The organism is Halolamina salifodinae (assembly GCF_017874235.1).
Lineage (GTDB): Archaea > Halobacteriota > Halobacteria > Halobacteriales > Haloferacaceae > Halolamina > Halolamina salifodinae.
Genome location: NZ_JAGGLC010000003.1, coordinates 331,261 through 355,714 on the forward strand (window position 1 = coordinate 331,261; position 24,454 = coordinate 355,714).

The window sequence follows — 24,454 nt, forward strand, 5'->3', positions numbered from 1 at the left end:
CTCCGATACTGCGAGACGAGACTCGCAGTCGGTCACGCGCCGTGGTTGGCTAGAACAGACTCTCGCTCCCGTCCAGCACCTCTGCCGGCCCGCCGACCTCCCAGACCTCCGTCTCGACGCCCGTCTCGGCGACCTTCTCTTCGACCACGTCGGCGTAGTCCGCGGTCGTGTTCACGTACACCGACGCGCCGGTGTCCGTCGAGAAGTAGACCGGGACGCCCGTCTCCCGAAGCTCTCGAACGGCGTTGAACACGGCGATAGTCTCGGGCTTCCAGTACACCCAGCCCGATGGCCCGGTCATCGTCGTCGCGGTCAGCGAGAGCGAGTCGTGCTCGGCGGTGCCGAAGATGCGGTGGAACTCGCCCTCGCGGAGCGCGTCGCGCATCTCGACCAACTGATCCTGCACGTGCGCCAGTCGCGCGTCGAACATGTGGCTCGCCTCGGCCTCCTTGTGGGCCTCCTCGGTCTCCTTGTACGCCGGGACGAGCGCGGTGATGATCCGGAGATCCTCCTCCGGGTCGAAGCCGTCGTCGCCGGTGCCGGTCGAGAGTCGGTGTGAGCGGCAGTCCTCGTCGTTCAGTCCCGCAGAGAGGTCCGAGTAGGCGCCCGTCACCGCGCGGGCCGCGGACGAGGAGCCGCGGCGTGCGATGGTCGAGATTTCGGGTCGGGTGAGGTCCATCCCCGCGGCCTCCGTGGCCGCCATCGCCAGTGCGGCGAATCCCGAGGAGGAGGAGCCAAAGCCGACGTTCGAGGGGAAAGAGTTCTCGCTCTCCATCCGGACCGCGTCGTCGGTGTCAGCGAGGTCCCGGACGTGGTCGAGCACGTGGCGGATGCGCTCGGCGCCGCGGCCGTCGACGGCCTCGCCGTCGATGATGTACGTGTCGTCGCCGGCGTCGGGGACGAACTCGACAGTGGTGGTGGTGTTCGACGGCGCGGTACAGACGCTGATCGAGTCGTGGTAGGGGAGGCGCAGATCCGTATCGCGCATCCCGTGGTACTTCACGAGCCCCTGAATGGGGTGGGCTCGCGCGGTGGCCTTGCGAGGCATCTCTGTCGGGAGTCCTCGGCGGCCCGGGTTAGACGTGTCGGTGCGCGGCGAAGGGAGGCGTCGAGGACCGCCGCCGGGTTCTTTGCTCCGCAGTCGAGAGCAGCAACTTCCGGAGTAGCTCCATCGTCCCGCGGTCGCTCTCCTCGGTCAGGGAGTCGACGGTGGCTTCGCCCGCAGTGGGTTCGACCAGCCCCGAGAGCATCTTCAGCGTCGCCGTCTTGCCGGCGCCGTTGGGGCCGACGATGCCGAAAATCCCCCCCATGGCGGCTTCGAACTCGCCGCCCTCGACGGCGACGGACTCGCCGTACGTTTTGCGGAGCCCGGCGGCACGGATCATGCTCGGGTCTCGCCCTCGCGTGCGAAAAGGCTCGCGTCGGTCACCCTCAGCCCGACCCGGCGTCGACCCACTGGCACCTCGATCTAGTGAGGGTGTCGTCGATGCGAGCGCTACCGCTCTGGAAGCGGTCGTGGGTGGTAAAAACGGGAAAACCGGGGCTCTGCTACCGGCTCAGAACAGGCCGACGTTCAGCGCGAGCGGCCAGTCGGCGCCGCCGAGCGCGAGGAAGGCAAGCGAACCACCGAGCAGCGCGGCGTTCTTCAGGAAGTGAGTCATCTCGCCCTGCGTGTCCTCGGCGTTCCAGAAGTCGTGGATCGTCGGCGTCGAGACGACGAAGAACACGGCGATGGCGCCCGCGGCAAGCACGGGGAAGGCGCCGGCGGCGATACCGAGGCCGCCCAGGATCAGCATGACACCGGAGGCGATGACGCCGAACGTCGGCGCCGGGATGTTCTTGGCGGCGGCGTAGCCCGACAGCGACTCGACGCTCTGGAAGTGGTTCAGCCCCATGAACGCGAGCACGAGGCCGAACAGCAGGCGCGCGGCCAGGAAGATGATCCCGGCGGCGCCGTCGAACGCGGCGGCCTGCAGCAGGCTCATCGGCGATCCCCCGTGGTCGGTTCGGTTGCGAACAGTGCTGTGTGGGTGCGTAGTTGCATCACACTACCTGCTACGAGAGCGAACCACTTGAGGGCTCGCGAACCCCGGAGTCACCGGGTTACAACGGTGTTACCGGTCGTTCGTGTCGAGGGGAGTTGCACCCCCAGGGGTGCACATAGAGCGCCGGCCGCCTTGCCAGACACGTTCGGCCGATGGCCCGGAGGCGCGGAACCCCGGCGCTTAAACAGCCCCACCCGCTAGGAATCAGTCAATGAAGTTCTGCGACGAGTGCGGCTCGATGATGAAAGCCGAAGGCGACGAGTGGGTCTGCGGGAGTTGTGGCGCCACCGAGGCCCGCAACGAGGCCGAGGAGGCCGGCATGACCACCGAGCAGGAACAGGAGGAGAGCGACATCGTCGACATGTCCGACGTGGGTGAGGAGGCGATGGGACCGACCACCAAAACCCGCTGTCCCGAGTGTGGCCACGACCGCGCCAGCTACGAAATGAAGCAGATCCGCGCGGCTGACGAGTCCGAGACGCGCTTTTTCACCTGTACGGAGTGTGGCCACAAGTGGCGCGAGGACGACCACTGAGGACCGACGCGTAGCTAGCGACTTTTTGCAAAAACGGGAAACAGTGGGCAGCGCCGCCTATTCCTTCCGCGCACGGTCGCGGCATCGAGTTCCGTCACTGTGACACGACGGTCACAGTCGCTCACTCGCTGCGACCGGCTCTCGCGAACGTCAGATAGCCCGTATGGCCGACGCCGGCCGTCGACGGCCGGGTGCCGCGTTCGCCCACGTCCATCCGGCGCTGGATCGTCTCGAACGTCCGGATGTCGGTGAGGTCGCCGCTGGCAGCCGCGACCGTCTCCTTGATCGACTCCACGAACGGCGAGTAGACGGCGATGAAGCCGCCGGAAGCCAGTAGCTCCGAGGCCCGCTCGACGACGGCCGGCGAGTCGCCGGTGTCGAGCGTGAGCACGTCGAAGGGCCCCTCCTCGACCAAGTCGTCGAGGTGTTCGGTCACATCGCCGGTGCGCACGTCGACGCGGTCGTCGACGCCGCCCAACTCCATGTTGCCGCGAGCCACCTCGGCGAACTCCTCGTCGGTCTCGTAGGTGGTGACCTCGGCGCCAGCGCGGGCGAGGTAGGCTGCGAGCACGCCCGTGCCCGTGCCCGCGTCGAGCACGCGGTCGCCGCCGCCCGCGCCAGTGTGTCCCATCACGAGGCCGGCGTCGCGGGGCATCATCGGCGCGCCGGTGCGCTCGAAGTGGTCGAACAGGTCCGGGCCGCGGAGTTCGCGGACGCTGAACGGCTCGCCGAGGTGGGTCTCCAGTTGGTCGCCGTGGCTCACGTCCTCCGGGACGTCGAGCACCCCGAGGTCGGTCTGGAGCTCCTCGCCGGGACGGCGTACGTACTCACGGTCGCCATGAACTAGGAGAAATGCACCCACCGGACTACTCCAGCTGAGAGACGGCGGCCGCGAGGTCACCGTCGTTCTCCTCGAGCACCGCCCGGGCCGTGGACTCCGTGACGCCCGCTCGCTGGGCCACGATCTCCACGTCGGCGTCGGGGATGCCGCCTTCGTCGGCTTCCTCGGACTCCGCCTCGCCGGCCTCGATGGCCTCGGCCTCGCCCGTCTCGCGGACGTTGGGCTCGCCGACGATCTGGTAGGTCTCCTGGCCCTGCGCGTCCATCTTGGTGACCTGGGCGCCGTCGAAGTAGAGCTCCTCGTCGGCGGTCCGGATGATCACTTCCTCGGCATCGAGCTCCTCGACGTCGATGCCCATCTGCTTCATCATCTGTTGCATCTTGCGCGGGTTGAGACCGCCGCCTCCAAACATAGTCAATCGTGGGGTGGCAGGCGTCAAAAGCGTGGCGAAGCCCGCGCTGGCACCCGGAGCGCCACGCTCCGACGAAGCAGGGTTTAGGACCCCGCGACTCCTCAGCCGGCCCATGTACCTCGCCGACCAGACCTGGCCCGACGTCGCGACGGCCGACCTCGGCCCCGTGGCGTTCGTGCCGCTCGGCTCGACCGAACAGCACGGCCCCCACCTCCCGCTCTCGACGGATCACGTCATCGCTGAAGGTCTCGCCCGCGCGGCCGCCGAGCGCACGGGCTTTCTCTGTACGCCCACCGTCAAGATCGGCGTCAGCGAACACCACCGACAGTTCCACGGGACGATGTGGGTCTCGCCCGACTCCTTCCGTGATTACGTCGAGGATCTCACGCGGAACCTCACGTATCACGGCATCGACCGTGTCGTGTTCGTGAACGCCCACGGCGGCAACGACCAGCATCTCCAGGAGGTCGGCCGCCGTGTACGCGCCGACGAGACGGCGTTCGCGACGCCGTGGATGTGGGACAACTCGATCCCGGAGTTGGTGAACGAGATTTTCGAGACCAACGGCCCCCACGCCGGGCCGAAGGAAACGTCGATGCTGCTGCATCTCGCTCCGGAGACGGTGAAGGAAGGCGAGTTCGAGAACGCCCGCGACGGCGGGCTACAGGACCTCGGGAGCGCCGGCCACAGCCGCCACGGCGCTCGGATCCACTACGACGCCATCGACAACGCCGAAAACGGCGCCTTCGGCGACCCGACCGACGCCAGTGCCGAGAAGGGCCAACGCATCTTCGAGGCCGCCTGCGACGAACTGGTCCAGTTGGCCGAGTGGCTCGCCGACCAGCGGTTCGCAGACCTGATGCCCCGCGAGCACGTCGGAAGTGGCGAGGCTCACGGAACCGAGATGTAGGCCGGGCGTCGGCGTCGAGGCGGTCAGTCCTCTCGCGGCGCGATCCGCGTACTCATGCAGAGCCCCGACCCGACCGGGAGGATGAAGGACTCGAACGCCGGGTCCGCCCGGACGTGTTCGACGTACTCGACGATACCCGCCATCGGGTCGCCGACGTCGTCGGGGAGGGGTTCGCCCTCGGCAAAGTAGTCCGCGAGCACCTCGATATCTACCGGGCCTTTGGTCATGTTGTCGGCGACGACGACGCCACCCTCTGGAACCTTCTCCCGGGCGAGATCGAACCCCTTCGCGTAGCGCGCTTTGTCATGGTCGATCAGCACCACGTCGAACGGGCCGTCGTAGTCCGCTACGGCGTCGAGCGCGTCGCCGTGTTCGAACTGCGCCCGGTCGGCGGTGCCCTCCCGGTCGAGGAAATCCCGGGCCATCTCGAGTTCGTCGGCGTCGATTTCGGTCAGCACCACCTCGTCGGCGCCGCCGGCGAGGAACCACGAAGCGCTGTAGCCGAAGCCGGACCCGAACTCGAAGACCCGCTCGGCGTCGGTCAGGCGCGCGAGCAGGCGCAGCACCGCGCCGGCGTCGGGACCGATGATGGGGAAGCCGTGTTCGTCGGCGTGGTCAGCCATCTCGGCCTGAACGTCGCTGTGGTCGGCACCGGTCGCCCGGACGTAGCGCTGGAGAGCATCGGAGTGCATGCCCAGAAGGTGTGCGAGCGGGGGCCTAAACGTTCCCCCGTCGAATCAGCCTCAGACCAGCGGCTGGGCGAGATAGCCGCCGAGCAGCAGCAGAACGACCGAGAACGTCGCGGCGACGCGGATCAGCGTCTCGTTCTCGTGGCCGGCGGTCTGGATCTTCCCCTCGCCGAGTGCGGTCTGGATCTTGCCGATGGCGGCCTCGAGCAGCCCCGTAACGACCAGCCAGAGCACGAGCATCCCCAGAACCGCGTGGCCCATCGGGTCGCTGAACAGGCGGCCGTCGGCGTAGCCAGTCCCGGCCATGTGGCCGCCGGTGGCGACGAAGACGACGGCCCCGATACGGGTCAGCCAGCGGAGACCAGTAGTGATGGCCATCGCCGGCGTCACGCCGATGTCGCCGTCGACGAGCAGGGGGTGGATCCGCCAGGCGTAGAAGACGGTCGCACCGGTCCAAAGCCCGGCGAACAGCACGTGCAGCATACTGAACGCAGTGTCGAGGAGTGCCATAGCGGGCGTTGGATCCGCCCCCCGATAAAGGCGGGTGACTCCGGCCCTCCTCAGCCGGTCCCGGCGCCCGTTCCCGTCCCCTCTACGTTTAAGTCCGAACCGCCCGGATTTGGGGGCATGTTCGACGAGGCGGACCTCGCGGCGATCCGCGAGGGGAAAGAGCGCTGGGAGGAGGAGACCTACGGCCCGACCGTCGACCGCTTCGGGGAGCGCGAGGAACAGTTCACCACCGACACCGGGGGTCAGGAGGTCGACCCGCTCTACACCCCGGCGGACGTCGAGGATCTCGACTACGACGAGGATCTGGGGTTCCCGGGCGAGGAGCCCTACACCCGCGGCGTCTACTCGACGATGCACCGCGGTCGGCTCTGGACGATGCGCCAGTACGCCGGAATGGGGACGGCCAGCGAGACCAACGAGCGCTTCCACTATCTGCTCGATCAGGGCCAGACGGGCCTCTCGATGGCGTTCGACCTGCCGACACAGATGGGCCACGACTCCGACGCCGCGATGGCCCGCGGCGAGGTGGGTCGCTCGGGCGTCGCCATCGACTCCATCGAGGACATGCGGACCGTCTTCGAGGAGATCCCGCTGGACGAAGTCTCCACGTCGATGACGATCAACGCGCCCGCGAGCGTGCTGCTGGCGCTGTATATCGCCGTCGGCGACGAGCAGGGCGTCGACCGCGAGGAACTCCGCGGGACCATCCAGAACGACGTGCTCAAAGAGTACGCCGCGCGCAACACCTACATCTACCCGCCGGAGGCATCGATGCGGCTGATCACGGACATCTTCGAGTTCTGTGCCGACGAGGTGCCGAACTTCAACACCATCTCCATCTCGGGCTACCACATCCGCGAAGCCGGGTCGACCGCGGCCCAGGAGGTCGCGTTCACCCTCGGCAACGGCATCGAGTACGTCGAAGCCGCCATCAACGCCGGCCTCGACGTCGACGAGTTCGCCCCCCAACTCAGCTTCTTCTTCAACGCCCACAACAACGTGTTCGAGGAGGCCGCGAAGTTCCGGGCCGCCCGGCGGATGTGGGCCACGATCATGGAGGAGCGCTTCGACGCCGAGAACCCCAAATCCAAACAGCTGAAGTTCCACACCCAGACCGGCGGTTCCACCCTGACAGCCCAGCAGATCGACAACAACGTCGTCCGAGTGGCGTATCAGGCGATGGCCGCCGTCCTCGGCGGCACCCAGAGCCTCCACACCAACGGGAAGGACGAAGCGCTCGCGCTGCCGACTGAGAAATCCGTCCGGACGGCGCTGCGAACCCAGCAGATCCTCGCCCACGAGTCCGGCGCCGCCGACACCATCGACCCCCTGGCGGGGAGCTACTACGTCGAGAACCTCACCGACGGGATCGAGGAAGACGCCTTCGACATCCTCGACGACGTGGACGAGCGCGGCGGCATGCGCGGCGCCATCGAGGACCAGTGGGTCCAACGCCAGATCCAGGAGGTCGCCTTCCAGCGACAGGAGGAGATCGAGGAGGGCGAGCGCATCATCGTCGGCGTCAACGAGTTCGAGGTCGAGGATTCGGAGCCGGAGATGGATCTCGAGTCCATCGACGAGGAGGACGAGCAGCGACAGATCGACCAGCTCGAGGAGCTACGCGAGAAGCGCGACGACGAGGCCGTCGAGGCGGCGCTCGAGGCTCTCGCCGATGCCGCCGATGGCGAGGAGAACGTGATGCCGTACATCGTCGACGCCGTGAAGGCGAAGGCGACGGTCGGCGAGGTCTGTAACGTCTTTCGCGACGCGTTCGGCGAGTACCAACAGGGCGTATCTGTATAGAGCCACTGGGGAACAAATTCGAGCTTACTGTCCAATGTGACAAAACGCGTTAGAGTGCGCTAGCATTTAATTACTATTATTAATTATATATTTCTAAATCAAATTATTTATGAATGTAGATATGCATCCTTGTTTGTAGTCAAAAGCAATAGTCCGAAATCAAGAAGAGAGATTCTAAAAACAGCCGGTATCGCAGTTGCATCTTCAACTGCGTTCTCATCTGTGTCTTCCGCAACGAGCGGCTCGAAATATACAGGAGTCGCGTATGACCTGAATACTCATGAAATTGTGGGAGAGGCGTCAGGACAACTCAATGGGATTCATGGCGAATTGACGGGGAATCTTAGAGTTAATGGGATGAAAAAGAATATGAATAAGGTAAATAATAGAAAATCGGTTGTGAAGAACGGAATGAAACAATCGAAGCATATTGATTCCGGAAATCAAAGTGATGGCAAGGATCCTGCAAAAATGGGGAACCTATCGACGATGACCACAGTCGGGGATGGAGGAATTGGAGGTTATCTGCAAAAGGACGGAAATAAGACTGGATTCTCACTTACACCAAAGAGGATAGACACAAACTGGGAACAATTTTTGGCTATGTCCCGGATTGGAGGTGAGAAATAATGGGCTACGAAGTAATGACTTACTTCCAAGACTATGGTTCACCGCCGTCAGACAGTAACACGTCTGATTGGGAATTCGTCGGATTTCTATCCGGGAATGAAGATAGTTCAGGAAGTAGGCCTGGAGAACTAGAAACTCAGACCTCAAATCGATATATCCTACAAGGATTCTTTGAAAATCCACCAACAGTAACTGATGATTCGGTCGGGTGCCCGACGTACAACGGAGGGAATGTGTTTATTGAAGGGACCGAGTCAAACTTTAGTCTCGAATATCCGAATAAGCCTGATACACAGAATTCTCTCAAAAGCACCGCTCACACACCTCAGACAAACTACGATCCAAGCAGTATCCAGTATACTGTCTCTGCTGGCGTTAGTAGTGGCCCTATCTCTGCGGAGGCTTCAAAGGCGTATTACGAGGGACCGATACTGAATAATACTCCATATCAGAATGCAAATTGGACGCTTGACTATGGTACTGGGACACAGGATCTTCCCACCTCCCAAGATGACGGAGTTGGTGTAATGTTTGACTTTGCAGCACAAAGTACAGAAGACTTTGTTAACGTTAAATTTAACCAGGGGTACCTGTTCCAAACGCAATATCAATGCCAGACTGTGCCTACAGTCTTGTATAGTGGTACCGGAACGGTTGACCTATATGACGACATCTCAATAGTCTCTCCGTAAAATAATGAATAGGAGAACATTCTCGAAACTCGCGGTCGTCGGGAGTCTGGGCTGTTCGGGTTGTCTATCGATTGAACAGCCCGCTAATGCCGATATTCAATGGGCAAACGGGACCGATAAAGAGCTCCGCGTTCGACTTGTCCTCCGTACGGACGGACCGCTTCCAAACCAGCAGGATACGGTCCTTAACGAAACGATCGAACTTGACCCGACAGGAGCGACTCGCCGGGTGCAAGAGGACGTTGTGCCGACGCAAAAGTACAGCATCTCACTTCGAATCCTCTCAGGCCCCGACCCACCGTACGTCCACGACGATCAACAGTGGCTCCCGAAGGGATGTAAGGAACAGACGCTGATAATCGAGATCGATACACCTTCAGAAGTGAAGTTCCTTCAATCAAGGTGTGGGAAGTAGCACGGGTCGCTTACGCCAGTTTCACGGCCGTCCCGTAGGCCAGCATCTCCGCACCCGTCCCCGCGATCTCGGAGGTCTCGAAGCGCACGCACACAACCGCGTCGGCGCCCAGCCCCTCTGCCTCTGTGAGCATCCGCTCTTCAGCCTCCTCCCGGGAGTCCGACAGCAGCTCCGTGTACGCCTTCATCTCGCCGCCGACGATGTTCCGGAGACTCTGCGTGAAGTCCCGGCCGACGTTCCGGGCCCGAACGGTGTTTCCCCTGACGGTTCCCAGCGTCTCGGCGATCTCTTCGCCCGCGATCGACTCGGTAGTGGAGGTCTGCACGGCCGTATCTGGGCGCGACGACGGCATAATCGTGTCGCCGATCGGGCCACGAGACTCGGGAGCCGGAACTGCACGCCACGAACGGCGCCGGAAACGGCTCACGTTTTTGCTCCCCCCGGTCCCACGGCCGGTATGGAGTTCGACCACGCTGGCGTCGCAACCGACGACGCCGCCGAGACCGCCGCGCTGTTCGCCGACCTGCTGGACGCCGAGATCGTCCACGAGGAGACCGACGAGGAGCGCGGGATGCGCTTCGTCTTCGTCGATCTGGGCAACGGCTACGTCGAGGTGATCGAGCCCCTCGACGACGGGGGCACCATCGCCGACTACGTCGACAGCGAGGGTGGAGGGCTGCATCACGTCGCCTTCGCCACCGACGACGCCGCGGCGGCGCTTTCCCGCGCCCGGGATCTCGGGGTCGAGACCATCGACGACGAACCACGGCCGGGCGCGTGGGGCCACGATATCGCCTTCCTCCACCCCCGGGACACCGCAGGAGTCCTCGTCGAGTTCGTGGAACACTGACGGCTATATAGCGTCTGTATTCCTCAGTAGTGTATATATCCATGCGATTATCGGGTGATTTATACACGACCGTTCGTCATGACAGACCGCATGCGACGACGGTCCTTCCTCCGGACGGCGGCGGCCGGTGTACTGCTCGGTAGTGTCGGCGTCAGCGCAGGCGGGACGGCGCTGGCGGCGACCGACGAGATCGATCCGCTCATGTTCGACTCGACGGCGAGCCTACTGAACGCCAACGGCGAACCGTTGACCGACGACTCGCTGGTGGCGGTCTGGGCGGGTACGGCGGCGACAAGTACGGACGCGGACGGCAAGGGCGATTCGGTCGACTACCCCGCCGACACGGACATCCCGTTGGTCGCGAGCGAGGGTGGCGTCGTCGGCTTCGGCGCCCCTGTCGCCCAGGACGACACCAACTTCGGCTACGGCAACGAGGAGTTCGTGCTGAACGTCCTCGACGCCGAAGTCGGCGGCGGAACGGTCGCGTTCGACGAGGGGCACGGGCAGTACTACGGGACGTGGGAGCACGACCAGTTTATCGAATACGCCGAAGAGAACGGCTACAGTGTCGAGGCGAGGACCGATATCGCGGCGACGCTGGGTGACGCCGACGCCGTGATCATCACCACCCCCTCGGACGCGTTCTCGCAGGAGGAACTCGACGCGCTTTCGACGTTCGTCGACGACGGCGGCAGCGTCCTGCTGTTCCACCAGTCCGACTTCCGCAACTTCGACGAGACGGCCAATCTCGACGCCATCGCGGCAGCCCTCGACGTCGGCTTCCGGTTCAACGACGATCAGGTCCTCGACGAGGAATCCAACGATGGCATCGGCTTCGTCCCGGTCACCGACCGCTTCAACGACGACGAGTTCGACTACTTCAGCGAGCGCCCGGGTCTCGGCCCGCCCGAACTGGAGAAGGGCCAGCGCTACGAGGTGGACGTGATTTCGGTCACCGACGGCGACACCATCGACGTGCGCTTCCCCAACGACTACGAGGACACCGTCCGGGTGCTCGGCCTCGACACCCCCGAAACCGGGGACACTGAAGAGCGAACCGAGGAGTGGGAAGGGCTGAGCGACGAGGCGTATCTCAAAGCGGAGGGCGACGACGCCACTGCGTTCGCAGAGGAGAAACTGGCCGGCGAGACGGTCTCGATCCGGTTCGACGACGAGGAGCCACTGCGCGGGGACTTCGGCCGCCTGCTGGCGTACGTCGACTACGACGCCGACGGAACCGAGGGGTACAACATGCCCTACAACCGGCTGGCAGTCCGCGAAGGCTACGCTCGCGTCTACGACTCCGGGTTCGGCCAGCACGATAGCTTCCTGCAAGAGGAGTTCGCGGCCCGCGAGGACGGCGCCGGCGTCTGGGCCGAGAGCGCGCCGAACGAGTCGTCGACGATCCGGAACGGCGCAGTCGAAGAACTCTACGCGCCCTACGCCGCCAGCGTGCGGACCACCGACGGCCGCATCGACCGGAAGCGCGTTCCCGTCTCGGCAGCCAAGACAGCGTACCAGCAGGACGCCGCGGTCGAGTACGACGCTGCCGCGCCGCTCGTGGGTATCGATCAGCACGCCCGCGTCGCGCTGAGCGGTACGTCGTTCATCGACGAGTCGTTCGAGCAGGGAGAGGGGTTCCCGGAGAGCGTCTCGGGGTACGGCAACTACTCCTTCCTCACCAGCCTGCTCGACCGTCTCTCTGAGCGCGAGGGCGAGGTGCTCATCGACGGCGGCCACGGCCAGTTCGGCACCGAACGCTCGGTCGGCGCGGAGGACGCGGCCTACTACATGCGCTATCTCGAGGGCGTCGACCTCGGCTTCGAGCAGGTGAACGACCTCACTGGCGACCTGCTGGAGCGCGGCCGCGCGCTCCTCATCTCGGCGCCCGCAGAGCCACTCAGCGACGCCGAACTCGACTCGCTCCGCTCGTTCGTCGCCGACGGCGGCGGCGTGGTGCTGCTGGGCGGCGACGTGCCGACCGCCCACCGCGAGAACCTCAACGCCGTCGCCGAGGCGCTGACGACCGACCTCCGCCTGAACAGCGGACGCGTGCTCGACGAGGAAGCGAACCTCGACGGCCGCGCCAGCCTCCCGACGACCGGGAACCTCGACGAGTGGTTCCGCCTGTTCGGTGGCTACGACGCCGACACGAACTACAAAGGTGCCCGCGGCGGCCCCGGCAGTCCGGGCGCGAACGGGAAGGGCCACGGCAAAGGCAACGGAAAGGGCCACAGCAAGGGGAAGGGCAAGGGCCACGGTGACTGAGCCCCCGAACGGGCTTTTTTTGCTGACGCTCGCGTGTGTCGCTGAAGCGAACGGTTAAGCCGGCCGGTTCATAACTCCGGCCCATGCTGCGGGAACTCTTCACTATCGCGCTCGTCGGCACGGTCCTTGTCGCCGGCGGTGCCGGCGGGTGGCTGGTGGCCGGGGGTCCCCTCCAGGGTACCGCGTCGGCGCCGGTGACCGTCGACGCGGGGACGGCAGCCGAGCACGGCTTCGAGGAGCCGACGGCCGAACAGATCGCGTTCGACGAGCGCGTCGCTGTTCAGGGCGTCGAGAAACGCATCGACGTCGCCGCGTACGTGATGACGGCGACGAACCCCGACGCGGGCGCGGCGGTGACCACCATCAGCCTCCCCGGCTGGACCGTCGGGGGTGTCTCACTGAACCCGCTTACCTACGTGCCGCTGAAGCAGGCGGTGACCCACATTCTGCCGAACCTCCCGATGGAGACCCCCGAGGTGCGCTACGAGGACGAGAGCACCGTCGCGTTCGCCGGCGAGAACGTGACCGCCGGCGAGTACGCTGTCGAGGGCGAAGGGCCTCGGCTGGTCGTCGCGAGGCGGACGATGGGCGGCGACACGGTGTTCGGCGTCGGTCTCTACGACCCGTCGGCCCCCGAGAGCCGCGACGCCGTCGACGCGTTGTTCGCCGATCTGTCCCATGGCTGATCGCCGTCGGTGCGAAGAGGCAAGTACCAGCAGCCACCTTCGGTGACCATGCACGACTGGCTGGCCCACCGGGCACGGACGACGCCCGACCGGGAGGCCCTCGTCAACGCGAGTTCGGGCAACGCGTGGACGTACGCGACGCTCGACGAGACCGTCGAGGAGATGGCCGGACGGCTCGCCGCGCTGGGCGTCGACGAGGGGGACCACCTCGGGGCCGCGCTGGAGACCGGCGTCGAGGAGGTCTGTCTGATTCACGCCGCGATGCGGCTGGGTGCCGTCTTGGTGCCGCTGCCGCCGGAGTTCACCCCGCCCGAGTTGGCCGAGCGCTTCGACCGCGCGGACGTCGACGCCGTCCTCTGTGACGAGACCACCGAGTCGCAGGTGCGGGGCGCTGCCGAGCGCGTCGACCCCTGGCTCGACGTGTTCACCATCGACGACGCCGAATGGAGCGAGGCGACGCCGTTGGCGACCGCCGACCCCGCGCCGGTCGACCCAACGGACTGGGAGCGCTCGGACACGCAACTGCTGCTGTTTACCTCCGGAACCACCGGGACGCCGAAGGCCGTCCGGCTGACGATGGGGAACCTGCTTTCGAGCGCCGTCGCCAGCGCGTTCCGGCTCGGCATCGACCCGACGGACCGCTGGCTCGTCCCGCTCTCCTTGCACCACATGGGCGGTATCGCGCCCATCCTCCGCTCGACGCTGTACGGCACGACCGTCATCGTGCGCGAGAGCTTCGACCCCGGCGGCACCGTCGACGACATCCGTGAGCACGAGGCCACTTGCATCTCGCTGGTGCCGACGATGCTGCGCCGGATGCTCTCGGCCCGGGGCACCCTGCCCGGCAGCCTGCGGTTCGCGCTCGTCGGCGGCGCCCCCTGCCCGGCGGAACTGATCGAGCGCTGCCGGGACTACTCGGTGCCGATCTGTCCGACCTACGGGATGACCGAAACGGCCTCGCAAGTCGCCACGGCCCGGCACACGAAGGCGTACGACCACCCGGAATCGGTCGGTCGGCCGCTGCTCCGGACGACCGTCACGGTGGTCGACTCCACTGGAGCCCCTGTCGAACCGGGCGAGAAGGGGGAACTGGTGGTCAGCGGTCACACCGTCACCCCGGGCTACTACGACGATCCGGCGGCGACGGGTGAGGCGATGGGCCCCTACGGCTTCCACACCGGCGACGTAGGGCGGTTCGACGAGGACGGGCGGCTCTACGTACTGAACCGCCTCGACGACCGGATCCTCTCGGGCGGCGAGAACGTCGACCCCGGCGAGGTGGTCGACGCGCTCCGCCAGTACCCGACTGTCGAGGACGCTGCCGTCGTCGGCCTCGACGACGAGGAGTGGGGCGAGCGCGTGGCCGCGCTGGTGGTCCCGGCCGCGGGAACAGACGAGGACGAGACGACCGAAATCAGCGTTGGCGACCTCGAACCGTTCCTCCGGGACCGGCTGGCGGGGTTCAAACTCCCGCGAACGGTCGGCGTCACCGACGAACTCCCGCGGACCGTCTCGGGCACCGTCGAGCGTGAGGCGGTCCGGGAACGGCTGACTGAGTGCGAAACCCGGTCGATTGGCCGGGACCAGCCGAACGCCCGCGCGGTCGCCGACGAGGAGAGCGTCCGGGCTATCGCACGCGACGAGGAGGAGCCGTCCGACTCGGTCGGCGGACTCTCCGAGGCTGAGGAGGACACGGACGAGGAAGACCGCCGCGGCGCCGCAGCGCTCTCGAGCGAGGATGTGAGTCGGGCGCTGTCGGACTCCGAGAGCGACCGACTCACGGGAATCGGCGGGGAGGGAAACGACGCAGACGAGGGCGCCGACGAATGGCTGCCCGGCGAGTCCATCGACGGCAGCGATGACGGAAGCGACGACGAGGACGAGGAGTAGCCGACAACGGCTCACCACGGAGGGGAAGTTCTAGGGGGATTTTTGCGACCCCCGGCCGAGCCCCGGGGTATGAACCTACTCGACGAAGCGGTCGTTCCTGAGCACGCACGCGAGGCGAAAGCCGAGGCCCGGGCGTTCGCCGCCGACGAGATCGAACCCGTCGCCGCCGAGGCGTTCGCGGCCGGCGAGTACCCGTGGGACGTGCTGGAGGCAGCCATGGAGGCCGGCCTCGTCGCCGCCGACCTGCCCGAGGAACTCGGCGGCCGCGGCTTCGACATCCACCAGATCCTCGCCATCGCTGAGGAGTTCTACCGCGCCGACGCCGGGATCGGCCTGACGCTGATGCTGGCCTCCTTCGGCTGTGAACTGGTCGAACAGTACGGCACCGAGGCGCAACACGAGAAATACCTCCGACCCGTGGCTCAGAACGAGCAGATTTCGGGGCTCGCGGTCTCGGAGCCCGAAACCGGGTCGGATCTGGCGGGCATGACCACTTCCGCAGAAAAGGACGGCGACGAGTGGGTGCTCAACGGCGAGAAGTACTGGGTCGGCAACGCCGTCGAGGCCGACTGGCTCACCGTCTACGCCAAGACCGGCGACCGCGACGACCGCTACAGCAACTACTCGCTGTTTATCGTTCCCACCGACGCGCCGGGCTACGAGGCCGAACACATCCCCGAGAAGATGGGGATGCGCGCGTCCAAGCAGGGCCACATCGTCTTCGACGACTGCCGGATCCCCGAGGAGAACCTCGTGGGCACGGAGGGCGGCGGCTTCTACGCGCTCGCGGACTTCTTCAACCACGGCCGCGTCGTCGTCGCCGGCCACGGTCTGGGAATGGCCGCCGCCGCCATCGAGGAGGCAGAAGCGTTCGTCCACGAGCGTGAAGGGTTCGGGCGCAACATCAGCGAGTTTCAGGCAGTCCAGCATATCCTCGCGGATATGCAGACTGAGTTCCGGGCGGCGCGCTCGCTGACCTGGCGCGCCGCCGAGCAGGTCGCGAACCACGACAACCCCGGCTATTGGGCGGCGATGGCCAAGACGAAGGCGACCGAGACGGCCGTCGACGTGGCAGAGCGCGGGATGCAGCTCCACGGCGGCCGCTCCATCTTCACGGACCGCCGGATCGCCCGGGTGTACCGCGACGTGCGCATCCCCGTCATCTACGAGGGTGCAAACGAGATCCAGCGAAACCTGATCTACCGACAGACGCCGCGGTAAGCGGCAAGGGAACCAATGTGCGGTTCCTTCCCCACCGCGAAACTCGACGAGTTCGACACCGAGTAGGCGAAACACACAAGTCATTATCGCAGTAATCATTACTTAGATAATGACCTTCTACGACAGGGAGGCGGAACTCGAGGCGCTCGAGACCGCCTACGCGTCGGCGGAGGCCGAGTACTTCGTCGTCTACGGGCGTCGACGGATCGGGAAGACGGCGCTGCTGAAGGAGTTCTGCGAGGACCGGCCGCACATCTACTTCCTCGCGGCGCAGGAGTCCGAACAGCGACAGCGAGAGAAGTTCGTTGAGCAGATCGCCGGCCACGTCGACGAGCGCCCGCCGAGGATTGCGGACTGGGAGGACGCACTCGGCTACCTCGCCGAGAAGCTTCAGGACGAGCAGCTCCTCGTCGTCATCGACGAGTTCCCCTACCTGGTGGAGGAGAACGACTCGCTTCCCTCGTACTTCCAGTCGTTCATCGACGAACAGCTTTCAGGAACCGACTCGATGCTCGTGCTCTGTGGATCCAGCGTGAGTACGATGGAGTCGGAGGTTCTCGGCCACGAAAGCCCGTTGCACGGCCGGCGGACTGGCCAGATCGATCTCCAGCCGTTCTCGTTCCGAGATGCCCGTGAGGTAATCACCTACGAGTTCGAGGACGCCGTGCAGTCATTCAGTGTCACCGGTGGGACGGCGATGTACTTGACGCAGTTCGACTACGACCGCTCGCTGGCCGAGAACATCCAGCAGGAGATCCTGTCGCCGACGGCGATGCTGTACAACGAACCGGAGTTCCTGCTCCGGACCGAACTACGGAGTCCCGCACGCTATCTAAGTATCCTCGAAGCGATCGCGACCGGCCACACAACGCCAAACGGGATCGCCGGTGCGACTGGGGTCGGGTCGGGGCCACTCTCGAAGTACCTTCAGACGTTGCGACGACTCCGCCTGATCTCGCGGGAAACGCCAGTCACGGCGTCGGCGAAGCAGTCAAAGCGGTCTCGGTATGTCGTCGCCGACGAGTTCCTCCGGTTCTGGTTCCGGTTCGTCGAACCGAATCGGTCGAGCATCGAGGAAGCACCGGAGATGGTGTATGAGGGAACGATAGAGCCCGGACTGCCGGACCACGTCTCGTCGACGTTCGAAGATATCTGTCAGGAAGCCGTTTGGGAAGCGATCAGGCAGGGAGAGTTGGGCCCGTACGCTGACCTTGGCCGATGGTGGTACGGGGAGCAGGAGATCGACATCGTCGGTCTATCACCGAGTGACGACCGCATCCTCTTTGGTGAATGTAAATGGACTGCTGACCCGGTCGGCTACGGGCTCGTCGGTTCACTAACCGAGAAGGCAGATGATGTCCGCTGGGGACCCGCTGATCGGACTGAAGAGTTCGCGCTGTTCTCCCGAAGCGGGTTCGTCGACGGACTCGCCGAGGACGTCGACGAGAACTGGTCGTTGTTCGGACCGGACGAACTGAACGCGCTTCTCTGAGTGGTATCGACTGAGCGATATCCGCTGGACGGAATCCCTTCTTGGGCTGATCCGCGCCCCCCGCCGCTGCGTCTAACCCCGCCTCAGCCCTCCACCGGCGCCCCGTTCTCCCGCGGCGAGAGCGTCCGTTCGAACGTCAGCAGCCCCACTGCCAACAGCACACAGAGCCCGATTAGCGTCGGCCAGAGCCACGCCGCCAGCCCGTAGTCGAAAAAGAGGCCACCCGCGAAGGAGCCGACGCCCATCCCGCCGCGCTTGGCGACCTCGAGAACCGAAAGCTGGGCGCCGCGTTCGCCGTCGCTGCCCAGCGCGCTCATCAGCGAGGTCGAAATCGGCGAGTGCAGCACCTCGCCGATGGTCCGGGTCACGAGGTGGGCACCGACGAGAACGACGCCGAGCGCGAGCAGGGAATGCCGACCCACCGGCGCCGGTCCGAGGTCGAGCAGGTAGATCAGCCAGACCACCAGCATCGAGACGGCCCAGAACCCCGTCGAGAGCGTCAGCCCGCGGGTGCGGCGCCAGTCCGTGACCGCGGCGACCAGCGGGATCTGGAGCAGCACGAGCGTGAGGGGGTTCAGCACGTACAGCGTGCCGATCTCCGCCGAGGAGAGCCCCAGCCGTGCCTCGGCGACGATGGGGACGGTGGTCTGCATCTGGGCGTACAGCACCGAGAAGCCGCCGTTCAGCGCCGCCAACGCGAGCACGCGCCGCTTCGTGACCGCCCCGGTCCAGTCACCGACGGAGTCCCGGAACGCCACGCCCGGCTGACCCGCGTGGATCCGGGGAACGAGCACGACGAGCAGTACAGCGACGACCGCCGAGGTGAAGCCGTCGGCGAGGAAGACTGCCACTTCGGCCCACTCGTACAGCAGGCCACCGACGACAAAGCCCATCCCGAACCCGACGTTGTTCCCGACTTTCAGCAGCGAGTAGGCGCGGTCGCGCTCCGCACCCTCGGTGAGGTCGGCGATGTACGCCTGTCCGGCCGGGGTGTAGAGGCCGTTCGTGGCGCCCGAGAGCGCGGAGACGCCGATGAACGCACCAGCGGCGTCGAGCGGCGTCGCGGCGGCGATGGCGGGGACGAACGCGTAGCCCGCCAGCGTGACCGCGTTGCCGGCCATCGCCGCCACCATCACCGGTTTGCGGCCGATTCGGTCCGCGAGATAGCCGCCGACGGTGGTGGCGACGGCGGTGCCGACGCTCTTCACGAGCAGCCCCAGCCCCACAAGCGAGAGCGCGATACCGATCTCGAGGTGGAAGTGGATGGTCGCGAACGGGTAGACCAACCCGGAGCCGAAGACGTTCAGCAACTGCCCGGCGGCGACGATGTAGACCGCGCGGTCGAAGCCCCGGACGGCGTCGAGCGATGGACGGCGCACGGCAGAGCGTCGCCAGCCGGGGGCTTATCGGTGGGGGTTCCGGCGAATGCGGTCGTCCGTCGGCGGCGCACGGGTCCGCGACGTTCAAACCGCCCGGGCGCCGAGAACCGGTAATGCCGCTCGATTTCGCGACGCTGTTCCCCAACGGCGTCGATCACTACCTGCTCGGCGGGATCCTGATCGGCCTCGCCACCGCCCTGATCTACCGCGGGACGGGCATCGCGGCGGGCGCGAGCACCTTCCTCGAGTCGACGCTCTCGTACGTCTCGGACCGCCCGCGCTTCCAGCAGTTCCGGTTCGTCCAGTCCCGGGACTGGCGGCTGGTGTTCACCGTCGGCATCGTGCTGGGGGGATTTGCCTACACCGCCCTCTCGGCGGACCCGTGGTTCGTCACCGACGTGTCGCCAACGCGGCTGTTCGTCGGCGGGGTTCTCGTCGGCGTCGGCACCCGGGTCGGGAAGGGCTGTACCTCGGGCCACGGGATCTGTGGCGTCGGGTCGCTCGCTGACGCCTCGTTCGTGAACGTCGCGACGTTCGTGCTCGTGGCGGCCGGGACCGCACAGCTACTGTTCGCGATGGGGGTCCGGCCATGAGCGGCGAGAACTCGGCTGGTGACGAGCGCCACCCGCTGTTCATGCCGCTCGTGCTGCTCGGCGGCTTCGTCTTCGGCGTCGGCCTCGCCGTCTCGCGGATGGCCCGGCCGGAGGTCGTCCTCGACTTCCTCCAGTTCGACGACTTCGGCCTGCTGTTCGTGATGGGCGGCGCGGCGCTGGTCGCCGGCCCCGTCTTCCACCTCTCGACCCGGAGCGGGAAGCGCGCGCCGCTGACCGACCGCGCCTACGAGCTCCGGCGGAAAACGCTGGACAGCAACGTCATGATCGGCGGCGTCGTCTTCGGCGTCGGCTGGGGCATCTCGGGTATCTGTCCGGGCGCGGCCTACGCCAGCGTCGGCATCGGGAACTGGCCGATCCTCGCGGGTATCGCGGGTATGTTCGTCGGCGCGTACGCGCAGGGCGTCGCGCGGGACGTGCTCAGCGGCTAGGCATCGAGCGTCGCCCGGACGATGTCGATGCCGTCCTCGACGGCGACCATCGACACGTCCTGATCTCGCTCGACGGAGAACAGACAGCCCCGTTTCGGGCCATCGGTGACTTGGACGACCCACGAGCGCTCGAACGTCCGGACCAGCGCCTCCTGGGTCCCGAGTCGGAACGACTGCTCGATAGTCGAGGCGTCGATCTGCTGGTCGATACTGGTGTCGACGAGCGCCCGGATGCCGTCCTCGGGGTACTGGGCCGCCACGTCCTGTCGCATCGAGTGGTCGATGTCGGCGCCGTCGTACCGCACCACGGCGCGGAGCGCGGTGCCGAGTCGATCCGCCAGTGCGGTGTGGATCGTCTCAGCGTCGATGTCGCCCATATCGGTGTTTCCGTCTCGGGGGCAAAAAACGTCCCCGTCGGGAGACTAAACCATCAAGAGCCCCCGGCCGCATCACCACCCATGCGACTGCAGGAGTACTGGGGGGTCGGCCCGAAGACGGCCGACCTGCTCGAAACCGAGTTGGGTGTCGAGCGTGCCGTTCGCGCCATCGAGTCCGCCGACGTGGGGACGCTGGTCGACGCCGGCCTCCCGCGCGGGCGAGCGACGCGGATCCTCCGCCGGGCGACCGGCGCGGCGGGGCTCGACACGCTGGGTACCGGCGACGCCCGGGACGTGTACGGCGACCTGCTGGGGCTGGCGGCCCAGGACGCGCTAACTGACGGTGCCGCCGACCGGATCCGGGTGCTCACGCCGCTGGAAACACAGGAGGCCGCGGCGGAGCGACTCGACCGCGTCGATGCCGCGACCGAGGTCTGGGCCGGCCTCGATGACGCCGAGCGCGCGGCCGTGATTTCGGCGTTCGAGCAGTACGACGAGGCCGGGGCGGGCCGACGGGCCGCCGTCGAGGCCGTTCTCGACCTCCGAGCGGTCGGGAGCGACGGGGGCGGGCCGTTCGCCCGTCTCGCGGACCTCGACGCCGAGGCGCTAGCTGATGCCGTCGACGCGCTCGGTGCCGTCGAGGGGGAGTTCGCGGCCGGCGGCGACGAACCGCTCTCGGTCGGAGAGGGCGCCGACGACCGCCTCGACGAACTCCGGACCCAGCTAACCGCGGCGAGACGGTTGAACGACGCCGCGCTGGACGTACTGGAGACGGTCCGGAGCCAGGGCGTGCGCTCGCTGGAGGCGTTCCAGAGCGCCGTCATCTCCTACGTCGCCGAGGAAACCGGCGCCACGGCCGGCGAGATCCGGGCGGTCGCGCCCGACGAGGCCCGCGACGAGAGCGACTTCGTCTCCGCGACGCTGCGCGCGCTGGTCGAGGATCTGGAGGAGCAGGTCGCCGACCGGGAGACCACTGTTGCGGCCGACCTGCGGGAGACCCTCGGCGCCGCGGGCGAGGAGATAGCGGCAGCCGTTGACGCCGTCGACGCGCTCGCCTTCGACCTCTCGCTCGCCCGATTCGCGGCGAAACATGACCTCACGCGACCGGAACTCGTGGCCGACGGGCTGGCTGTTCGGGGCGCACGCAACCTCTTTCTCGACGGCGAGATCCAGCCGATCACCTACGGCGTCGGCGAGCACGCGGTCGCCGGGCACGGCAGACCTTCTCCGCCGTCGGGCGACCGCGTGACGGTGCTCACTGGGGCGAACTCCGGCGGGAAGACGACGCTGCTGGAGACGCTCTGTGCCGTCGCGCTGCTGGCGGCGATGGGGCTGCCCGTCCCTGCGGAGGAGGCAGAGGTCGGCCGCTTCGACACCGTCGTGTTCCACCGCCGGCACGCCTCGTTCAACGCCGGCGTACTGGAGTCGACGCTGCGCTCGGTCGTGCCGCCGCTGACGGGCGAGGGCCGGGCGCTGATGCTCGTCGACGAGTTCGAGGCGATCACTGAGCCGGGTCGTGCGGCGGACCTGCTGAACGGGCTGGTGGACCTGACCGTCGACCGTGACGCACTCGGTGTGTTCGTCACCCATCTCGCGGAGGACCTCTCGCCGCTGCCAGACACCGCCCGCATCGACGGCATCTTCGCCGAGGGGTTGACCGACGACCTGGATCTGCGGGTGGACTACCAGCCCCGCTTCGGTACGGTCGGGCGCTCGACGCCGGAGTTCATCGTCTCGCGGCTGGTCGCGAACGCCCGCGACCGCGACGAGCGCGCGGCGTTCCGCTCCATCGCCGCCGCGGTCGGCGAGGAGGCCGTCCAGCGCACGCTCTCGGACGCGGAGTGGGAGGGCTGACCGGCCCGACCGGACGCTACGAGATTCGTAACCACCCGCGCCCGCGCCCACATCGGCGTGCACAGTCGTGGACACTGCCGATCCGCGGGATTCAAGGTCGTGCCCATCCCGCTCTCTGATGATGCGTCAGGACCACCTCGTCGCCGCGGGGCAGCTATCTCGGGCGGACGTCGAACGGGTGCTGGACCGCGCGGCCGAGTTCGACGCGGCGCTGTCTGCGGGTGGCGGCGAGGCGTTGCCCGCCCGCTACCCCGAGACGGTGCTCGCGCTCTGTTTCTACGAACCGAGTACGCGGACCAAGATGTCCTTCGAGACGGCGATGAAGCGTCTCGGCGGGCAGGTCGTCGACATGGGCGGCGTCGACGCCTCGTCGGTGAGCAAAGGCGAGAGCCTCGCGGACACCGTGCGCGTGGTCGAGGGGTACGCCGACGGCGTCGTGCTCCGCCATCCCCGCGAGGGCGCCGCGAAGATGGCCGCTGAGTTCGTCGACGCGCCGGTGATCAACGCCGGCGACGGCGCGGGCCAACACCCCAGCCAGACCCTGCTCGACCTCTACACCATCCGGGAGGCTGCGGGGCTGGACGACCTCACCATCGGGATCGTGGGCGACCTGAAGTACGGCCGGACGGTCCATTCGCTGGCGACCGCGCTGACGGAGTTCGACGCCCACATGCATTTCGTCAGCCCCGAGTCGCTGCGCCTCCCCCGGTCGGTCCGGTTCGACCTCCACGAGGCCGGCGCCGAACTCCGGGAACACACCGAGATCGACGACGTGCTCCCCGATCTGGACGTGCTCTACGTCACCCGGATCCAGCGCGAGCGCTTCCCCGACGAGGACGAGTACCAGAAAGTCGCCGGGGAGTTCCAGATCGACGCCGAGACGCTGGCGGCCGCCAAGGAGGATCTGACGGTGATGCACCCGCTGCCCCGGGTCGACGAGATCGATCCCGACATCGACGACACCGACCACGCGAGCTACTTCGAGCAGGCCCACAACGGCGTCCCGGTCCGGATGGCGCTGCTCGATCTGCTGTTCCAGAACCATGAGTGACCACGAACTCCGCGTTTCGAAGATCCGCGACGGTACCGTGCTCGACCACCTCCCGGGCGGGAGCGCGCTGAACGTGCTCGCGATGCTGGACATCGACGGCAGCGAGGGAACCGGCGTCAGCGTCGCGATGAACGTCCCCTCCGAACGCCTCGGAACGAAGGACGTGGTGAAAGTCGAGGAGCGCGAACTCTCACAGGCCGAGGTCGACGTGCTCTCGCTGATCGCGCCGCGGGCGACGGTCAACATCGTCCGGGAGTACGCGGTCCGGGAGAAGAAACAGGCCGAGCGCCCGGAGTCGGTCCGGGGGGTGCTCGCCTGCCCGAACAGCTCCTGTATCACGAACGCCGAGGAGCCAGTACAGACCCGCTTCGACGTGCTCGAGGACGGCGTGCGCTGTGGCTACTGTGAGGAGATCATCCGGGAAGGGATCGCGGACCATCTCGACGTGGCCTGAGGCGTCGAACTGAGAACCGCCCTACGCGGGCGGGTCGGCGTCGTCGCCGAACCCGCTCCCGTACGAGTCGAGGATTTCCGTGACGGTGACTTCGTACGCGTCGTACCACTCCGTCCACCGCTGTTTCGCCTCCTCGTGTTCGGAGTACGCGCCGAACGTCTCGAGTGTGTCTAGCGACTCCCAGTAGTAGACCACGAGAACCTCCTCGCTCTCCGGGGCGTGCCATGTCCGCTTGCCGAGATAGCCGTCCGTCCCCTCGGCGGCCGCCTGTATCGCGTCGTTCAGGTCGTGGAACTCCGCGTCGTACTCCCCCGGATCGAGGCGAAACGTGACGAGATACACGGTAGGGGTTTGGGTGCCCGGGTGACTAAGAACCTCCTCCTTCAGGTACACCTGTACCGCCACGAA

At 66.4% G+C, this 24,454-nt stretch carries 26 protein-coding genes and 1 pseudogene; 16 read left to right on the forward strand and 11 right to left on the reverse strand.

The genetic code is table 11. From position 1 onward, the window contains the following. Nucleotides 1-49: 49 nt before the first annotated feature. From mvaD to J2753_RS08715, 3 genes and pseudogenes are all read right to left on the reverse strand, one after another. Nucleotides 50-1,048 carry a phosphomevalonate decarboxylase MvaD gene (gene mvaD / locus J2753_RS08705; protein WP_209491544.1) on the reverse strand — a complete coding sequence of 333 codons (999 nt, stop codon included), beginning with the start codon at nucleotides 1,046-1,048 and terminating at the stop codon, nucleotides 50-52. 103 nt (nucleotides 1,049-1,151) lie between these two features. Next, nucleotides 1,152-1,385: pseudogene (locus J2753_RS14550) on the reverse strand (ATP-binding cassette domain-containing protein); the annotation flags it as partial. Between the two features lie 171 nt (nucleotides 1,386-1,556). Further along, complete coding sequence (locus J2753_RS08715; RefSeq protein ID WP_209491546.1) at nucleotides 1,557-1,985, reverse strand: DoxX family protein; 429 nt, start codon at nucleotides 1,983-1,985, stop codon at nucleotides 1,557-1,559. Nucleotides 1,986-2,256: 271 nt separating this feature from the next. On the opposite strand from J2753_RS08715, the gene J2753_RS08720 reads away from it, so the two are divergent. Further along, nucleotides 2,257-2,580, forward strand: coding sequence for a transcription factor S (locus tag J2753_RS08720; RefSeq protein WP_209491547.1), 324 nt, complete (start codon nucleotides 2,257-2,259; stop codon nucleotides 2,578-2,580). A 121-nt stretch (nucleotides 2,581-2,701) separates the two neighbouring features. Here the strand turns inward: J2753_RS08720 and J2753_RS08725 are convergent, their stop codons facing one another. Together J2753_RS08725 and J2753_RS08730 are read right to left on the reverse strand one after the other, a co-directional pair. After that, nucleotides 2,702-3,442, reverse strand: coding sequence for a methyltransferase domain-containing protein (locus J2753_RS08725; RefSeq protein WP_209491548.1), 741 nt, complete (start codon nucleotides 3,440-3,442; stop codon nucleotides 2,702-2,704). Nucleotides 3,443-3,446: 4 nt separating this feature from the next. Then, nucleotides 3,447-3,833 carry a nascent polypeptide-associated complex protein gene (locus tag J2753_RS08730; RefSeq protein WP_209491549.1) on the reverse strand — a complete coding sequence of 129 codons (387 nt, stop codon included), beginning with the start codon at nucleotides 3,831-3,833 and terminating at the stop codon, nucleotides 3,447-3,449. A gap of 112 nt (nucleotides 3,834-3,945) precedes the next feature. Between J2753_RS08730 and J2753_RS08735 the strand changes: the two genes are divergently transcribed. Further along, nucleotides 3,946-4,743, forward strand: coding sequence for a creatininase family protein (locus tag J2753_RS08735; protein ID WP_209491550.1), 798 nt, complete (start codon nucleotides 3,946-3,948; stop codon nucleotides 4,741-4,743). Between the two features lie 23 nt (nucleotides 4,744-4,766). On the opposite strand, the gene J2753_RS08740 is transcribed toward J2753_RS08735, so the two are convergent. Then, on the reverse strand, nucleotides 4,767-5,441 hold the full coding sequence (locus J2753_RS08740; RefSeq protein WP_209491685.1) for an O-methyltransferase: 675 nt from the start codon (nucleotides 5,439-5,441) through the stop codon (nucleotides 4,767-4,769). 45 nt (nucleotides 5,442-5,486) lie between these two features. Then, complete coding sequence (locus J2753_RS08745) at nucleotides 5,487-5,942, reverse strand: transporter (RefSeq protein WP_209491551.1); 456 nt, start codon at nucleotides 5,940-5,942, stop codon at nucleotides 5,487-5,489. Between the two features lie 117 nt (nucleotides 5,943-6,059). On the opposite strand from J2753_RS08745, the gene J2753_RS08750 reads away from it, so the two are divergent. From J2753_RS08750 to J2753_RS08760, 3 genes are all read left to right on the forward strand, one after another. Beyond that, on the forward strand, nucleotides 6,060-7,745 hold the full coding sequence (locus J2753_RS08750; RefSeq protein ID WP_209491552.1) for an acyl-CoA mutase large subunit family protein: 1,686 nt from the start codon (nucleotides 6,060-6,062) through the stop codon (nucleotides 7,743-7,745). Between the two features lie 222 nt (nucleotides 7,746-7,967). Beyond that, entirely contained in the window at nucleotides 7,968-8,375 is a 408-nt protein-coding gene (locus tag J2753_RS08755) for a hypothetical protein (protein ID WP_209491553.1), read from the forward strand. Beyond that, on the forward strand, nucleotides 8,375-9,067 hold the full coding sequence (locus J2753_RS08760; RefSeq protein ID WP_209491554.1) for a hypothetical protein: 693 nt from the start codon (nucleotides 8,375-8,377) through the stop codon (nucleotides 9,065-9,067). The genes J2753_RS08755 and J2753_RS08760 overlap by 1 nt, the downstream gene beginning before the upstream one ends. 425 nt (nucleotides 9,068-9,492) lie before the next feature. Here J2753_RS08760 and J2753_RS08765 read toward each other — a convergent pair whose 3' ends face one another. Further along, nucleotides 9,493-9,807: a YbjQ family protein gene (locus J2753_RS08765; protein ID WP_209491555.1), complete on the reverse strand. Its 315-nt coding sequence runs from the start codon at nucleotides 9,805-9,807 to the stop codon at nucleotides 9,493-9,495. Between the two features lie 132 nt (nucleotides 9,808-9,939). Between J2753_RS08765 and mce the strand changes: the two genes are divergently transcribed. From mce to J2753_RS08795, 6 genes are all read left to right on the forward strand, one after another. Beyond that, nucleotides 9,940-10,332, forward strand: coding sequence for a methylmalonyl-CoA epimerase (gene mce / locus J2753_RS08770; RefSeq protein ID WP_209491556.1), 393 nt, complete (start codon nucleotides 9,940-9,942; stop codon nucleotides 10,330-10,332). 90 nt (nucleotides 10,333-10,422) lie between these two features. Further along, nucleotides 10,423-12,600 (forward strand): DUF4350 domain-containing protein, encoded by a 2,178-nt coding sequence (locus tag J2753_RS08775; RefSeq protein ID WP_209491557.1) that lies wholly within the window; start codon nucleotides 10,423-10,425, stop codon nucleotides 12,598-12,600. 83 nt (nucleotides 12,601-12,683) lie between these two features. Further along, nucleotides 12,684-13,286 carry a DUF6517 family protein gene (locus J2753_RS08780; protein ID WP_209491558.1) on the forward strand — a complete coding sequence of 201 codons (603 nt, stop codon included), beginning with the start codon at nucleotides 12,684-12,686 and terminating at the stop codon, nucleotides 13,284-13,286. 48 nt (nucleotides 13,287-13,334) lie between these two features. Then, on the forward strand, nucleotides 13,335-15,176 hold the full coding sequence (gene menE / locus J2753_RS08785) for an o-succinylbenzoate--CoA ligase (RefSeq protein ID WP_209491559.1): 1,842 nt from the start codon (nucleotides 13,335-13,337) through the stop codon (nucleotides 15,174-15,176). 69 nt (nucleotides 15,177-15,245) lie between these two features. Then, nucleotides 15,246-16,397, forward strand: coding sequence for an acyl-CoA dehydrogenase family protein (locus tag J2753_RS08790; protein WP_209491560.1), 1,152 nt, complete (start codon nucleotides 15,246-15,248; stop codon nucleotides 16,395-16,397). A 109-nt stretch (nucleotides 16,398-16,506) separates the two neighbouring features. Continuing rightward, a complete protein-coding gene (locus J2753_RS08795) occupies nucleotides 16,507-17,889 on the forward strand; it encodes an ATP-binding protein (RefSeq protein ID WP_209491561.1) in 1,383 nt (460 codons plus the stop codon). Between the two features lie 83 nt (nucleotides 17,890-17,972). Here J2753_RS08795 and J2753_RS08800 read toward each other — a convergent pair whose 3' ends face one another. Continuing rightward, the gene (locus J2753_RS08800) at nucleotides 17,973-19,268 is read right to left on the reverse strand and encodes an MFS transporter (protein ID WP_209491562.1); all 1,296 of its coding nucleotides are present in this window, start codon (nucleotides 19,266-19,268) and stop codon (nucleotides 17,973-17,975) included. 113 nt (nucleotides 19,269-19,381) lie between these two features. On the opposite strand from J2753_RS08800, the gene J2753_RS08805 reads away from it, so the two are divergent. Both J2753_RS08805 and J2753_RS08810 read left to right on the forward strand, forming a co-directional pair. Beyond that, on the forward strand, nucleotides 19,382-19,861 hold the full coding sequence (locus J2753_RS08805) for a YeeE/YedE family protein (protein ID WP_209491563.1): 480 nt from the start codon (nucleotides 19,382-19,384) through the stop codon (nucleotides 19,859-19,861). Then, nucleotides 19,858-20,310: a DUF6691 family protein gene (locus J2753_RS08810; protein WP_209491564.1), complete on the forward strand. Its 453-nt coding sequence runs from the start codon at nucleotides 19,858-19,860 to the stop codon at nucleotides 20,308-20,310. Before J2753_RS08805 ends, J2753_RS08810 begins: the two co-directional genes overlap by 4 nt. On the opposite strand, the gene J2753_RS08815 is transcribed toward J2753_RS08810, so the two are convergent. Beyond that, a complete protein-coding gene (locus J2753_RS08815; RefSeq protein WP_209491565.1) occupies nucleotides 20,307-20,687 on the reverse strand; it encodes a hypothetical protein in 381 nt (126 codons plus the stop codon). The two genes, J2753_RS08810 and J2753_RS08815, sit on opposite strands and share 4 nt — an antisense overlap. Before the next feature lie 81 nt (nucleotides 20,688-20,768). Here J2753_RS08815 and J2753_RS08820 point away from each other — a divergent pair, with 81 nt between their 5' ends. The 3 genes from J2753_RS08820 to pyrI all read left to right on the forward strand — a co-directional run bounded on the left by J2753_RS08820 (nucleotide 20,769) and on the right by pyrI (nucleotide 24,046). After that, entirely contained in the window at nucleotides 20,769-22,541 is a 1,773-nt protein-coding gene (locus J2753_RS08820) for a MutS-related protein (RefSeq protein ID WP_209491566.1), read from the forward strand. Between the two features lie 121 nt (nucleotides 22,542-22,662). After that, nucleotides 22,663-23,592, forward strand: coding sequence for an aspartate carbamoyltransferase (pyrB, locus tag J2753_RS08825; protein WP_209491686.1), 930 nt, complete (start codon nucleotides 22,663-22,665; stop codon nucleotides 23,590-23,592). Next, nucleotides 23,585-24,046 carry an aspartate carbamoyltransferase regulatory subunit gene (gene pyrI / locus J2753_RS08830; protein ID WP_209491567.1) on the forward strand — a complete coding sequence of 154 codons (462 nt, stop codon included), beginning with the start codon at nucleotides 23,585-23,587 and terminating at the stop codon, nucleotides 24,044-24,046. The genes pyrB and pyrI overlap by 8 nt, the downstream gene beginning before the upstream one ends. Before the next feature lie 21 nt (nucleotides 24,047-24,067). On the opposite strand, the gene J2753_RS08835 is transcribed toward pyrI, so the two are convergent. Then, nucleotides 24,068-24,388: an antibiotic biosynthesis monooxygenase family protein gene (locus J2753_RS08835; protein WP_209491568.1), complete on the reverse strand. Its 321-nt coding sequence runs from the start codon at nucleotides 24,386-24,388 to the stop codon at nucleotides 24,068-24,070. Nucleotides 24,389-24,454 lie beyond the last annotated feature (66 nt).